The organism is Allobosea sp. RCC_152_1, assembly GCF_041360765.1.
In the GTDB taxonomy this organism is placed as follows: Bacteria; Pseudomonadota; Alphaproteobacteria; order Rhizobiales; family Beijerinckiaceae; genus Allobosea; species Allobosea spartocytisi.
Window position 1 is genome coordinate 13844 of the sequence record NZ_JBFUPU010000008.1, and the last position, 13147, is coordinate 26990.

The 13147-nt window shown below is 65.5% G+C and carries 11 protein-coding genes; 5 read left to right on the top strand and 6 right to left on the bottom strand.

Annotated elements, in window-relative coordinates:
- Positions 1 to 21: 21 nt before the first annotated feature.
- The 3 genes from AB6806_RS22475 to AB6806_RS22485 all read right to left on the bottom strand — a co-directional run bounded on the left by AB6806_RS22475 (position 22) and on the right by AB6806_RS22485 (position 3797).
- Positions 22 to 1374, bottom strand: coding sequence for an MmgE/PrpD family protein (locus tag AB6806_RS22475; protein ID WP_142022981.1), 1353 nt, complete (start codon positions 1372 to 1374; stop codon positions 22 to 24).
- Positions 1375 to 1777: 403 nt separating this feature from the next.
- Entirely contained in the window at positions 1778 to 2740 is a 963-nt protein-coding gene (locus AB6806_RS22480) for a Bug family tripartite tricarboxylate transporter substrate binding protein (protein WP_370955589.1), read from the bottom strand.
- Positions 2741 to 2879: 139 nt separating this feature from the next.
- Positions 2880 to 3797 carry a LysR family transcriptional regulator gene (locus AB6806_RS22485; protein ID WP_038362676.1) on the bottom strand — a complete coding sequence of 306 codons (918 nt, stop codon included), beginning with the start codon at positions 3795 to 3797 and terminating at the stop codon, positions 2880 to 2882.
- A gap of 107 nt (positions 3798 to 3904) precedes the next feature.
- Between AB6806_RS22485 and AB6806_RS22490 the strand changes: the two genes are divergently transcribed.
- On the top strand, positions 3905 to 4990 hold the full coding sequence (locus tag AB6806_RS22490; protein WP_370955590.1) for a 4-oxalomesaconate tautomerase: 1086 nt from the start codon (positions 3905 to 3907) through the stop codon (positions 4988 to 4990).
- A gap of 20 nt (positions 4991 to 5010) precedes the next feature.
- Here AB6806_RS22490 and AB6806_RS22495 read toward each other — a convergent pair whose 3' ends face one another.
- Both AB6806_RS22495 and AB6806_RS22500 read right to left on the bottom strand, forming a co-directional pair.
- Positions 5011 to 5730 carry a GntR family transcriptional regulator gene (locus AB6806_RS22495; RefSeq protein ID WP_197062741.1) on the bottom strand — a complete coding sequence of 240 codons (720 nt, stop codon included), beginning with the start codon at positions 5728 to 5730 and terminating at the stop codon, positions 5011 to 5013.
- Positions 5731 to 5909: 179 nt separating this feature from the next.
- Positions 5910 to 7283, bottom strand: a complete 1374-nt coding sequence (locus AB6806_RS22500) for an MmgE/PrpD family protein (protein ID WP_142022737.1) — start codon at positions 7281 to 7283, stop codon at positions 5910 to 5912.
- 481 nt (positions 7284 to 7764) lie between these two features.
- Here AB6806_RS22500 and AB6806_RS22505 point away from each other — a divergent pair, with 481 nt between their 5' ends.
- The 3 genes from AB6806_RS22505 to AB6806_RS22515 all read left to right on the top strand — a co-directional run bounded on the left by AB6806_RS22505 (position 7765) and on the right by AB6806_RS22515 (position 11092).
- Positions 7765 to 8778: a threonine ammonia-lyase gene (locus tag AB6806_RS22505; RefSeq protein WP_142022738.1), complete on the top strand. Its 1014-nt coding sequence runs from the start codon at positions 7765 to 7767 to the stop codon at positions 8776 to 8778.
- A gap of 196 nt (positions 8779 to 8974) precedes the next feature.
- Positions 8975 to 10042 (top strand): glutamate cyclase domain-containing protein, encoded by a 1068-nt coding sequence (locus AB6806_RS22510; RefSeq protein WP_133561053.1) that lies wholly within the window; start codon positions 8975 to 8977, stop codon positions 10040 to 10042.
- A 147-nt stretch (positions 10043 to 10189) separates the two neighbouring features.
- Positions 10190 to 11092 (top strand): LysR family transcriptional regulator, encoded by a 903-nt coding sequence (locus AB6806_RS22515; RefSeq protein ID WP_112761619.1) that lies wholly within the window; start codon positions 10190 to 10192, stop codon positions 11090 to 11092.
- A 21-nt stretch (positions 11093 to 11113) separates the two neighbouring features.
- On the opposite strand, the gene AB6806_RS22520 is transcribed toward AB6806_RS22515, so the two are convergent.
- Positions 11114 to 12001, bottom strand: a complete 888-nt coding sequence (locus tag AB6806_RS22520) for a LysR family transcriptional regulator (RefSeq protein WP_112761620.1) — start codon at positions 11999 to 12001, stop codon at positions 11114 to 11116.
- Positions 12002 to 12276: 275 nt separating this feature from the next.
- Here AB6806_RS22520 and AB6806_RS22525 point away from each other — a divergent pair, with 275 nt between their 5' ends.
- On the top strand, positions 12277 to 13092 hold the full coding sequence (locus AB6806_RS22525) for a putative hydro-lyase (RefSeq protein WP_370955652.1): 816 nt from the start codon (positions 12277 to 12279) through the stop codon (positions 13090 to 13092).
- Positions 13093 to 13147 lie beyond the last annotated feature (55 nt).

Genomic DNA, 13147 nt, shown 5'->3' on the forward strand with positions numbered 1-13147 from the left:
CAAAAGGCTGGGCCGGGCCGGTCAGACGCAGCTGGATTCTTGGATCAGCGCGGTCAGTTCACGGACGCTGTCGAGATCTTCGAGCCGCATGAGCATGTCGAAGCTGGCTTCGATTCCTGCGGCCGTCAGCGCGCGGCCGGCGCAATCGGTGTATTTCGCCCGCAACATGCCGTCCGGCAGCGGGGCTTCCGGCCCACGGCCGAGAGGGGAAGACACCGACGCAGTGAGGCGGGTGCCATCGCTCAGGACGACGACGATTTCGGCGCCATAGTCGTTGGCGTCGTCGCTATGCTCGTCTACGCCGATGAGTTCCATCACGCGCGTGACCTGCGGATCGTAGAGCGCGTCATCCTCGAAATGCGAAAGCGTCACGGCGCCGTTCACCAACCCTCGCGCGACCGCGTAGGGCATCGAAAACTTGGCGTTGAGCGCGCTGGTCGCGGGGTTGCGTACATGCGGCAGCAGGCGTCTGCGGTGCATCCGCACTGTCACCGCGGCGATGCTGTCGGCGGTCAAACTCTCGCGGCGCCGGAGTTCGATGGCCGCATCTATCGCACCATGCACGCTGTAGACGCACGGGTATTTCTTGATGGAAATCCCCGGCGCCAGCAGATCGAGCGGCTGCCCCCACGCTTCCAGCATGCGGTCCGCGTTGAAATGGCCCGTGCCGTTGAAGACCTCGAGAAATCCCTGGGGATGCTCGAAGGCTTCTGGCGAAGCCGGCACGCCTCCCGCGGCGAGAAGAGCGGCGAACAGCCCGTTGCGCGCGGCAAAGCCGGCATGCAGCGGCTTGGTCTGCGTGCCGAAATTCGCTTTGACGCCGCTGGCGAAGGATGCGGCCGTCGCCAGCGCATGGGCGAGCCTATCGGCGGGGAGGGCGAGCAGCCTCCCGCAGGCCGCAGCCGCGCCGAATATTCCGAGCGTGGCCGTCGGATGCCACCCCTTCTCGTAGTGATGGAAATTGACGCCTCGCGCGATGCGGGTCGCGGTCTCGACACCGACGATATAGGCGTCGAGCAGCTCGGCTCCTGTCGCGTCGCGCTGCTCGGCGAGGGCCAGCAGTGCCGGGATGATGATGACGGTCGGGTGGCCGGAGAGCGATTTGCTCGTGTCGTCGTAATCGAGCGCGTGGCCGGACGTGGCGTTGACATAGGCTGCTTCGAGGCGGCCGATCCGTGCCTTACGGCCGAGCACGAGGCAATCCCCGGCATTCGGTGAGGTGGCCAGCGCGATGTCCGTCGTCGCTGTCCGTGCGCCCAGCAGGGCGCAGCCGATCATGTCCGCGATGGCGTCCTTGGCCCATTTGCGAGCCATCGGATCGAAGCTGTGCGGATCGAGGGCAACGGAACGCTCCGCAATGTGCTGGACCAGCATCCGCAATTCTCCGAGAGACCAGATGGCGACGACAACCGTGTGCGCTGTACCGATATGCGCGGCAGAGCGAGTCTGTCTACTTCTGCATGCAAATGAATTCAATAGAGCTCAATTTGTCGCGAACAGGCAGCTGCCGCGCTCGGTAACGATGTGTCGGAGGGCGCAGTCGGGCGGGGGCTCGGCCTCGGGAGGCGGGGCCGCCGAGTTGATCGGGAGAAGCGGCCTGTGGCGCGTCAGGAGCGCGGCTGGCCAGCGACACCACTCGCGGAAAGCATGCGGACAGTCGAACATGCGCAACGCCATGCCGCCTTGCAGCCGATGTGCGGCCGGCGGCGTCGGCAAAGGCGCAGGATCGCAAGGCGCGATCCTGCCAGGCCCGATAACGTCAGGCGTTTGCGGCGTTTCAGATCGACATGTTCGCGCTCTTGACCAGCTTTGCCCAGCGCCTGGATTCGGCACGCATCATCTCGGCGAAGGCTGCCGGCTCGTTGCCGATCGGCTCCGCGCCTTCGTTGCGCAGGCGCTCCTTGATCGTGTCGTTGTTGATCGTGCTGACCGTGGCGTCACGAAGAGCCTTGACGATGAACTCCGGGGTGCCCTTCGGCACGACGAGCCCGTACCAGGCCGTTGCCCGGTAATCCGGCCAGCCGAGTTCGGCCACGGTCGGAGTCTCGGGGAAGAGCTTGGTGCGCTGCGGGCTTGTGACGGCCAGCAGCCGCACGGACTTGCCCTCGATCAGACCCAGCACCGACGGAACGGTCGTCACCATGAAGTCGGTCTGTCCGGCGAGGAGGTCCGTCAAAGCTGGCCCGGCCCCGCGATAGGGAACGTGGACCGCATCGAATCCTGCAGTCCTGGCGAGCAGGACGGTGGCGAGATGGCTCGCCGAACCGTTGCCGGCAGAACCGTAGGTGAGCTTCCCGTTGTTCTTCTTCGCGTGATCGATCAGGTCCCGCGCGGTCTGGAACGATGATTTCGATGCCACCACCAACGCGAGCGGCGTATCGGAGATCAGAGTGACCGGATCGAAGGCTGTCAGCGGGTCAACCCGGACATTTTTGAACAGGTGGGGATTGACGACCATGGGTCCCTGGTTGGCCAGCAGGACCGTGTAGCCGTCCGGCGGCGAGGAGGCGGCCTGTGCGGTGATGAGATTGCCACCGGCCGAGCCGTTGTTCTCGACGACCAGGGACTGGCCGAGCTTTTCACCGATGCCCTGCGCAACGAGCCGCGCGATGGCATCAGTTCCGCCGCCTGCCGCATAGGGGACAAGCAACTTCATCGGCCGCGTGGGAAAGGCAGCCTGCGACCGTGCGACGGTGCTGAGCGCGCTCCCTGCCGCCAGAGAAGCCGCGCCCAGAACCAAGCTCCTGCGAGTCAGATGCATCATTCGTCCCTCCCAAAGTCAGGGCGGCTGGTGGCCCCGTTATCGGAGCTTCTTTCAACGCAAAGGGCGAATTTGAGAAATGCGATAATTGATCCGATTGATGCGATATCCCTATCAATTATAGAAAGTTCGATCGCGGGTTCGCATTCCAGGTGTGGATCAGCATGTCCCTGAAGCGTTGGGCCGCAGGTGCAAGGCGCGCTTTCCGCCGCTCGACCAGGCCGATCGTTCGCGATACCGGCGGTGCGCCGATTGCCTTCGTCGCAATGACGGGGTGATCCTGCGGTGGCGTCGCGAGCCGGGGCAGCACCGAGACGCCAAGACCGCGCTCGACCAGTCCGAGCGACGTCGTCAGGTGGTTGACTTCGAACTTGAACGTCAGCCCCACGCCCTCCTTGGCGAGAGCGCTTTCCAGAATCATGCGGTTGCCGCTGGCGCGGCTGACCCCGATGAGCGTCTGGTCGGCAAGATCCTTCCAGGCCAGCTCCTGCCGAGCGGCGAGCGGATGATCACGCCTGCATGCGAGGACGAATGGGTCCTCGACGAGCGGTGTGAAAGCCAGGTCAGGGTCCGAACTGCCGAGAAGATTGATGCCGAATTCGGCCTCGCCCCGTGCCACGCTCTCCAGGCCGTCATTTGCGGACAGATCGAGGATACGAAAGCGGATCAGCGGATAGATCGCGCTGAACGACTCGATGGCGCGTGGCAGGAAGTAGAAGGCGGCCGTCGGCACGCAGGCGATGGTGACCTGACCGTACTGCCGCCCGGCGACACCCGTGATGCCGAGCAGAGATTCCTCAAATTCGTCGAGCAGGCGACGGGCCAGCGGCGCGAAGGACCGGCCGACGCTCGTGGGTCCGACTCTGCGCGTCGTTCTTTCCAGCAGCGGCGCGCCGACCGCGGCTTCCAGCGCCTGCACGCGACGGGACAGGGCGGGCTGCGAGATGTTGAGCATCTCAGCCGCTTTGTGAAAGCCGCCCAGCTCGAGCACGGCGAGGAAGGCGCGGATATCGAGCAGTTCAAAATTGATGCGCATTGCCGATCAATGATCGAAATTTTTGCATTTCACAACATGATGGGGGTGGCAGATATCGCTTTTCCAGTTGCCGTCGATCTCGGCGGAAGCTGCTGGAAGGAGCCGCGATGGCGACCCAACTTCGCATTCCATGCACACTCATGCGCGGCGGCACGTCGCGCGGTCCTGTTTTCCTCGCTTCCGACCTGCCGGCCGATCCCACTCTGCGTGGCGAGATTTTGCTGTCGGTCCTGGGGTCGGGCAATGAGCTTCAGATCAATGGGCTCGGTGGCGGCAACCCTCTGACAAGCAAGGTCGCCATCGTGGGGCCATCGACTCACCCCCGCGCCGATGTCGACTATCTCTTCGCCCAGGTGGAGGTCATCGAAAGGATCGTCGACACCTCCCCGAACTGCGGGAACATGCTGTCGACGGTTGCGCCCTTCGCCATAGAGAAGGGACTCGTTCAGGGCCAAATCGGCCGCACACGCGTCGTCATTCACAACGTCAACACCGGCCAACTCATCGCCGCCACGGTGCTGACCCCTGACGGGCGGCCCACTTACGATGGCGACACGGTCATCGACGGCGTTCCCGGCAGCGGTGCGCCGGTCGAACTGGAATTTCTAGGCGTCGCTGGCGCCAAGACCGGAATGCTGTTGCCGACGGGATCGGCCGTCGACAGAATCGACGGCGTCGAAGTCTCCTGTATCGACGCTGCGATGCCTCTGGTCGTGATCGAAGCCACCGCGCTGGGGAAGACCGGCGGCGAGTTGCCGGCGGACTTGGATGGCGACCGGTCGTTGATGAATCGTCTGGAGAGGATCCGACTGGAAGCCGGCAGGCGAATGGGGCTGGGAGACGTGTCCAACCTCGTCATTCCAAAACCCGTGTTGATCGGCCCGCCGCAGAAAGGCGGCACGCTCACGGCGCGCTACTTCATGCCGCACTCCTGCCACAAGGCTTTCGCCGTGACCGGCGCCGTCGGTCTCGGCACGGCCTGCGGCACGCCGGGCACGCTGGCGCATCGTCTCGTCGGAGGGGACAGCCTGCCCCGCAGCGTGACGATCGAGCATCCGTCGGGGCGCATCGAGGTCGTCATCGACCGACGGGAAGGCGCAGCCACCGCCGCGGTGCTCAGAACGACAAAGCCAATCCTGGAGGGCATCGCCTTCGCCCAAATTCCGGACCGGCCGGCGCCCCTCGCGGCCTGATGCTCTCTTGGGAGTTTCGTCTAGTTCTGTAGCCTGCCGATCGTCTGCAACAGACGGTGCTGCAAGGATGACCGTACATGGGCGCGGGCGGCGGATTCGGCTCGCTCGCTGTCGCGCTCCAACAATGCCGCGACGATGGCGCGATGCTCCGACGCCGCAGATCGCGCGCGATCGCCCATTGCGAGGAGACTCGGCAAGAGGGACATCGTGATGCCGAGTTGCGTCAGGCTGCGGAGCAGATAGCGGTTATGCGCGGCAAGCGCGATCATGTTGTGGATTTTGACGTTTATATCGCTGAGAGCGTCCAGGGTTACGCCCGGCTCGGATTCGAGCGCGCTCAGGGCGGAGATCGTTTCCAGCTCGATGTCGCTGGCGCTCTGGGCCGCCAGGCGCGCTGCTGCGCCCTCGAGCACCTCCCTCATAAAATAAAGTTCGACCACCTGCTGATGGTTGAGGTTGGAGACGATCAACCCGCGCCGGGGCTCGTTCGTCAGCAAGCCGTCGGCTTCGAGACGAAGGATGGCATCGCGCACGGGCGTCCGCGACACGCCGAAACGGGCCGCGAGATCGACCTCCGTGACGCGCTCGCCGATGGGGAGCGTGCCTTTGCGGATGGCATCGCGCACCTTGATCTGGATATCGGAGGCCAGATCGCCGCTGCCGCTGATCTGATGATCGGTCGTGTCGGCCGAAGTTGGTCGCCGTTTGCCGCTGGTCCGGACTTTGACTGGCTTCGCCAACCTGCAAACCTTTCATCGCCTGACGGCGCGCATCGGCCGGGCCGAGACGCCGGCCACTGCCGGACAGAGGCTCGGCGCAACCGCCGAGCCTGAGCAGTGCGGTTAGCACGGATGCCCGAAACCGGCCAAGATGCCACGGGCCTGAGCCGCTCTGAGAGGCGGCCCAGGCGGGATGGGCTTCAGTGCTGCCGGGCCTCAAGCAAGGCGGAAATTCTTGGAATAGACAGCCTGTCGTTCGTGGCGAAGCCCGTGACCGCCTTGAACAGCTCGTCTGCCTTCTCGTCTCCCAGAACCGGCGCGACAAGCCCTTCGAACTTGTCTTGAATCTGAGCCCAGTTCAGCGGCCGGTCGGGGTGACCGAGGACGATATCGACCGAGGCCTCCATCTGCTGCCCGTCCGAGAGATCGATCAGCAGCTTCGCGGCCACCTCCGACTGTCCCTTGACGGGAATGCACTCGATTTTGGGCAGAAGTTCCGAAACCGCCGGATCCGCAACCATCTCATCGGTAAAATCGAAAGCGGAGAGGCGGTATCCGACGAGACCCATGGCAATGCAGCAATAGGTGCTGAAACGGGCTTCCAGGCCCGTTCTGGGCGCGGGGTTGCCTGCGGCCACCAGCGCAATCGGATTGACGAAGGCCTGGATCCTGGTGACCGTCCTGTTCCCGACCTGATCCTTGACGCTCAGGGCGGCTTCAGCCGCGGCATGCGTCGCGCGGCAGCTCGCGAAGCGCTTGTAGCCATTGCGCAGGACGTACCACTGTTCGTCGAAGTCCAGCTCCGGCAGCACAAACTCCGCTCCCTTCAGGAAGCTCGGCAGCAGCCCCTTGTCGCGCTCGAAGAGGTTCTGCCCGGACACGAAGCCCGAACGCGCCATTTCTGCGGCCATAACGCCGTCCATGGCTGCCTTGCCCGCATGGAACGGCTTGGAATGTGTGCCGAACGAGCCGACGAGCCCGCCTGCGGTTGTGGCGGCGACGCCGAGCGCGTTCGCCACCTGATCCTGGTCGAGATCCAGGAGAACGCTCGCACTGGCCGCGGCACCGGCTCGGCCGAATATCGATGTCGGGTGGAAGCCATGGTGCTGAAGCGTGCGGCCCACACCCTGCTGCCCCCCGCCGCCGAGCCGCGCCATGACTTCATATCCGGTGACGAAAGCGCGGAGGGCGGTCTCGTCGTCGACCTCGTGATGTTCCGCCAGGCTGAGCGCGGCCGACCAGCAGGGGCCACTGGGATGTCCGCCGCCGGCGTAGTGCACGTCGTCGAGGTCCATGGCGTGGGTCATGGTTCCGTTGAGCAATGCCGCGATCGCCGGCTGGGTTTTCGAACCTAGAAAGATGCGCGCCCCGCCCGGCGCGTTCCAGTTGGCGGCGACCGCGCGGAGGGCTTCGACGGCGCCGTCCTGATGGCCGGCCACCGAGACGGCGATGAAGTCGACGAGAGCTTGCCTGCCGGCATCCCGCACCGCTTCCGGCAAGACTCGTCCGCGTGCGCCGGCGACGAAACTCGCCAGCTTTTCAGAGCGGTTCTGTTCGAAAGACTGCTCGCTCATTGATCACCTCCAGCGACTCGACCGACCTCAGGCAGCGCCGTAGCCTCACCGGGGCATATCGTGCTGACATCGCACGTCAAGTACAAATGTATGCAGATGCATGTTGATTTGTTTCGGGGCTCGTTTGGCTGGTCTTTTCAGCTACGATCATGCCGGACAATCGTTCGAGAGCCGGGCTGAAGACGGACTGGCCGGTAGATCGCTCGACGCTTGATCGGGCTACACCGCGACCTGCGCCGCCAGGCTGGGCGGCGCATGGGTTCGCGTTGGAGGGGGCGGCGGCCCCATCTCTTGGCGCTCGCGGCAGTTAACCTGACAACGCCGTGCGACCAGCGGTGCAGCTGAACGGTTCGCGCTAAGCGTCCAATTCGGCGCCGCCCAATCGATAAGCAGACCTTATCCACTCCCATCGCGATTGAGAATTTGACCGCCTTGCAGATTTAAATAGCTTGTTGGGGGAATTACTGCCGGGATAAAATAAATGAGCGGAAGACCTCAAGTAAAGATCAGTGAAGATCTTCGGCTTTGCGTCGAGTTTCGTGACGTCGCAGCGGCGGCTCTTCGGATCTCCGACCATGTCGTCAAAACGCCGCTCATCGCGAATGACGAGCTTGATCGCATCCTCTCCGCAAAAGTCCTGTTGAAGGCCGAGACGCTGCAGACCACGGGTTCGTTCAAGTTCCGCGGCGCGCTCAACCGCGTCTCGCGCATGACCCCGGCCGAGCGAAAGGGCGGCATCGTCGCCTGGTCCTCGGGCAACCATGCGCTGGCGATCTCCGCCGTCGCCGCCCGCAACGGCATCAAGGCGACGATCCTGATGCCCTCGGACGCGCCGCGCACCAAGATCGAGGGCGCCGAGCGGTTCGGCGGTACGGTACGCCTCTATGATCGCGCGACGGAAGTGCGCGAGACGATCGGGGCCGAGATCGCGGCCGCCACCGGCGCCGTGATCATCCCACCCTATGACGATCCCGACATCATGGCGGGGCAGGGTACGGTCGCGCTGGAACTCGCCGAGCAGGCTCGCGAGCGCGGCGTTTCGCTCGAGATGCTCGCGGTGAGCTGCAGCGGTGGCGGGCTGGCGGCGGGCTGCGCCATCGCGATGAACGGCGTCTCCCCCGATACGCGCGTGTTCTGCGTGGAGCCCGCCGGTTTCGACGACACCGCCCGCTCGCTCGCGTCCGGCCGGCGCGAGAGCAATGCGCCCGGCGCCCGGAGCCTGTGCGACGCGCTGCAGGTCGCGACCCCCGGAGAGGTGACCTTCCCGGTCAACCAGGCGCTGCTGGCCGGTGCCGTCGCCGTCACCGATGACGAGGTCCGCCGCGCCATGCGGCTCGCCTATGATTTGCTGAAGCTGGTGGTCGAGCCCGGCGGCGTCGCCCCCCTGGCCGCGGCGCTCGCCGGCAAGCTCGACGTCGCCGGCAAGACCGTTGCTCTGGTGCTGAGCGGCGGGAATGTCGACCACGATACATTCGCCCGGTGCATCGCCGTCTGAGCTCCTGTTTGGAAACTCACTTTTCATCCCGAGAAGCTGCAAAGCAGCCTCTCGAAGGATGATTCCAAATGATTCCGGAGCCTCCTCAAGCCTCCTTTGAACGCCCTTTCTGACGGAATGGCTGCTCGGGATGAGGGTTGAGGGAATGTCCAGAGAGGCTCTGAAACCTTCCGTTCCTGAAAGATACCGAACCGCCATGCTGTCGAAAGAAACGCCGCTCTACGGTCGCCTCGCCGCCACGATCGACCGCTTCATGACGATCGACCTGACTGGCGTCGGCCTGATCGACCATCTCCGCGGCGCGCTCGAACGGCGTCAGCAGGGGCCGATCTGCATGGGCGCGGCCGAGATCATCGTGAACAGGGTCAGGGAGAAGGGCGGCCCCGTCCTGATCGCCACCGGTTTCCCGGAGGGCGGCGGCGTGCCGGAGACCGACGGCCCGGTCGGCGCGGCGCTGCTGGCGCGAGCGCTGTTCCTCGGGCTCGGCGTCGAAAGCGTCATCGTCGTCGACGAGGATTGGGAGGCGATGATGCGCCAGACCTGCCTCGGCGCCGGCCTCGCCCCGATGCCGTTCCCCGTCTCGGGCGTGATCGAGCCGATCGCCTTCCTGCGCCCGGTCTATATCCGCACGGTACCGAAGGACGCCGAGGGCTGCCGCGCGGTGAGCGACGATCTGCTGGAGCGGACGCGGCCGAGCCTGATGATCGCGATCGAGCGCCCCGGCGCCAATGCGAACGGGCTCTATCACGGCCTCGGCGGGCGCCCGCTCGACGGCATGGTCGGCGATCTCGACTATCTGTTCCGCACCGGAAAGGAGCTCGGCCTGCCCTTCATCGGTATCGGCGACGGCGGCAACGAGCTGGGCATGGGCGTGCTTGCCGAGGATCTGCCGGGCTTCTCGCCCAAGGCCGCTGATTGCGGCATTCCCGGCCGGGGCGGCGTCGCGGCAGCGACGGCGGCGAGCCATCTCGTGATCTCCAATGTCTCGAACTGGGGCGCGACCGGCATCATCGCGGCGCTTGCGGGGTTGCTGGAGAACGAGGTCGTGTTCCATGAGCCGGAGCTCGAAACGCGCTGCATCGAGCAATGCGTCGCTGGGGGCGGCGTCGACGGCATGTTCATGGCGCCGGAGCCGGCGGTCGACGGCATCTCCGCCCGCGAATGGGAAGGGCTCGTGCGCAGCCTGCGGGGCTCGGTGCTGCGCGCGCTGGGGCATTCGGTCAACTGGAAGGGCGATCGCGGCGACTGGCGGCAGGTGAAGTGACCGGGGCGGTCCGGCATCGCCTCGCATGTTTGGAACCGGATGCGTGAAGCGCCGCCGCAGTCCCAGGCGAGGGGCCAATCATGCTAGCCTGCCCGGAGCGGCCGGCGGCGATCGGCCGGCCGGCAAGCGAGCGGGGCGCCGCCTGAGATGACCGATTTCCGCAGCCTCGAGCTGTTCTACTGGGTCGCGGAGCTGAACAGCTTCAGCCGCGCGGCCGAGCGCGCCAACACCACGCAGCCCTCGGTCTCGCAGCGGATCGCGGCGCTGGAGGCGGAGCTCGGCGTCAAATTGTTCGAGCGCAACGCCCGTTCGATCAGCCTGACCCATCAGGGCCGCAAGCTCGTCCAATATGCGGAGCGCTTTCTGCTGCTGCGCACGGAGATGCTGGCCGAGGTCGGCTCGGCTGTCGCCATGAAGGGCATCGTCAGGCTGGGCGTGTCGGAGACCATCGCGCAGACCTGGCTCAGCCGGTTCATGGAGCGCGCGCATGCTGTCTATCCCAACATCGTCATCGATCTGACGGTGGACGTGTCGCCGGCAATGCGCGACCTGCTCGCCCGCGGCGACCTCGACCTCGCCTTCATGCTCGGCCCGATCGACGACCTGACCATGGCGAGCTGCGACCTATGCGCCTATTCGCTGGCCGTGATCGCCTCCCCGGATATGGTGCTCGGCGAGGAGCCGCTCAGCATCGCCGAGCTTCGCAATTTCCCGATGATCACCTACCCCAAGGCGACGGCGCCCTATCCGCGCCTACGCGAGGCGCTGAACGATCCGTCCCTGCCGCCGCCGCGCATCTTCGGCAACTCGTCTCTGACGACCATCGTCCAGATGACGCTCGACAGGATCGGCGTCAGCGTGATCCCGCCGGTCGTGGTGCAGCGCGAATTGAAGGAAGGCCGGCTGCGTATCGTCGAGACGGTGCTGGACCTGCCGGATCTGGTCTTCACCGCTGCCTTTCCGCTGACGCTGAGCGGCAGCCTCGCACGCCCGATGGCCGAGCTCGCCCAGGACATCGCGCGCAGCTACGAGGCGAGCCGCGCCTTCTGAAGGCGGAGCTCGCAGCCCGCCTCAAGCTCGGTCGATCCCGAGCCGCGCGGCCACCCACAGGACCTCGTCGGCAAAGGCCCGGACAAGGGGCTGACGCCGCGAAACCTTCGGCCAGATCAGCCCGATCGAGCGCTTCGGCGCATCCACGATCGGCAACTTCCGGACATCGACGCCCTGCGGCCAGGGCGGCAGCCAGTCCGGGATGAGCGCGACACCGAGCCCCCTATGAACCAGGATGGTGATCGCCTCGATCGAATCAAGCTCGTGGAATTCGCGCGGCACGATGCGCTTCGAGCGCAGATATTGCTCGACGACGCGGCCGCCCCAATGGTTGCGGTCGTAGCGGATGAAGGGCTCGGTCTTGAGCAGCAGCCCGGGGTCGCTTTCCGCGGTCTCCCGCGGCGTGATCAGGAGCAGCGGCTCCTGCCGCAGCTGCGTCCATTCCAGGGTCTTCGGCATCGCGAAGGCCGGCTGGACGATGATGGCCGTGTCGAGCTCACCGGCGGCCAGCTTGGCATAGAGATCCGTCGACGTACCCGGCAGGATGTAAAGCTCGATGCCTGGCCGGTTGCGCTGCAGCGCCAGCATCACATCCGGCATGAGGCCGCTCAGCACCGTGTGGATCACGCCGACCCGCAGCAGCCCGACATCCTGGCGCCCCGCCGCTGCTGCCTTGATATGGGACACCGTGCCGACGACGAAGCGGGCATCCTCCAGGATCGCGGCGCAGGCGGCCGTCACGCACATCGCATTGCCCGAGCGATGGATCAAAGGCGCGCCGATCTCGCCCTCCAGCACCTTGATCCGCTGCATCACGGCGGAGGGTGTCAGGTTCAGCGCCCGAGCGGTTCGCGTGAGCGATCCCGTCTCCGCGACAGTCAGCAGGGTCTGCAGGAAGCGCGTATCCATTTGTAGTTTTTCTTAAAACTGAAAGCAGAGAAACGCATTTTTCATTTTGTTCGCGGTGCGTCAAATTTAATGCGCTGCACAAGACGCGGAGCCTCCGCGCGGCTGTCCGATCACGGACCCGTCTGCCCGGAAGGACGGCAGCCGGCCAGCCTTCCGGCATAACGGCCTGTTATGGCGATCGATACGGATTCACGATTGGACGTGTGCGCCGGACGGTGCGCCCATGATGCAACGAACGGGATGAGGGGATGGCGGAGACGATGAGCAGGCCGACGATGATGCCCGCATCGCAGCATGCGGCCGGCGCGTTCGACATCGGCTCGGCCCTGTCGGTCCGGCTCGCCTGTCGCAGCGGAGCTCTGAAGGGAACGACCTCGGGCCTGGCTCCCGGCTTCGTCCAGGGCAATCTCGCCATCCTGCCGGCCGATCTCGCCGGCGATTTCCTGCGCTTCTGCCAGGCCAATCCGCGTCCTTGCCCCATCATCGGCGTGTCCGATGTCGGTAGCCCGCTGGTGCCGGTCCTCGGCCGGGATCTCGACATCCGCACCGATTTTCCGGGCTATCGCGTCTGGGAGAATGGCGAGCTCGTCGCCGAGACCAGCGATGTCGGCCAGTATTGGCGCGACGACCTCGTCTCCTTCGTCATCGGCTGCTCGCTCTCCTTCGAGGAAGCGCTGCTCGACGAAGGCATTCCGCTGCGCCATGTCGAGCGCGGCCTGCGCGTGCCGATGTTCCGGACCAGCATCGACTGCGTTCCGGCCGGCCCCTTCAGCGGCCCGATGGTCGTTTCCATGCGCCCGCTCAAGGCGGCCCATGCGATCCGGGCGATCCAGGTCACCTCGCGCTTCCCTGCCGTGCACGGCGCGCCGGTGCATATCGGCGACCCGGCCCTGATCGGCATCAGGGACGTCTCGCAGCCCGATTATGGCGACGCCGTCGAGGTGCTGCCCGGCGAGCTGCCGGTGTTCTGGGCCTGCGGCGTGACCCCGCAATCCGTCATCGCCAAAGTGAAGCCGCCCTTCGCGATCACCCATGCGCCCGGCTGCATGCTCGTGACCGACCGGCGCAACACGGAGTTCGCCGTCATCTGATCTCCACCACCACCACCCTGCCGGCCGAAAAAGAGCCGCGCAGCCATCAAAAAAG

Bases quoted from the DNA above. Each gene is read 5' to 3' on its own strand.
- AB6806_RS22525 (WP_370955652.1), top strand. From the start codon at position 12,277: ATGATGCCCGCATCGCAGCATGCGGCCGGCGCGTTCGACATCGGCTCG.
- AB6806_RS22515 (WP_112761619.1), top strand. From the start codon at position 10,190: ATGACCGATTTCCGCAGCCTCGAGCTGTTCTACTGGGTCGCGGAGCTG.
- AB6806_RS22505 (WP_142022738.1), top strand. From the start codon at position 7,765: ATGAGCGGAAGACCTCAAGTAAAGATCAGTGAAGATCTTCGGCTTTGC.
- AB6806_RS22485 (WP_038362676.1), bottom strand. From the start codon at position 3,797: ATGCGCATCAATTTTGAACTGCTCGATATCCGCGCCTTCCTCGCCGTG.
- AB6806_RS22490 (WP_370955590.1), top strand. From the start codon at position 3,905: ATGGCGACCCAACTTCGCATTCCATGCACACTCATGCGCGGCGGCACG.
- AB6806_RS22510 (WP_133561053.1), top strand. From the start codon at position 8,975: ATGCTGTCGAAAGAAACGCCGCTCTACGGTCGCCTCGCCGCCACGATC.
- AB6806_RS22475 (WP_142022981.1), bottom strand. From the start codon at position 1,374: ATGCTGGTCCAGCACATTGCGGAGCGTTCCGTTGCCCTCGATCCGCAC.
- AB6806_RS22500 (WP_142022737.1), bottom strand. From the start codon at position 7,283: ATGAGCGAGCAGTCTTTCGAACAGAACCGCTCTGAAAAGCTGGCGAGT.
- AB6806_RS22520 (WP_112761620.1), bottom strand. From the start codon at position 12,001: ATGGATACGCGCTTCCTGCAGACCCTGCTGACTGTCGCGGAGACGGGA.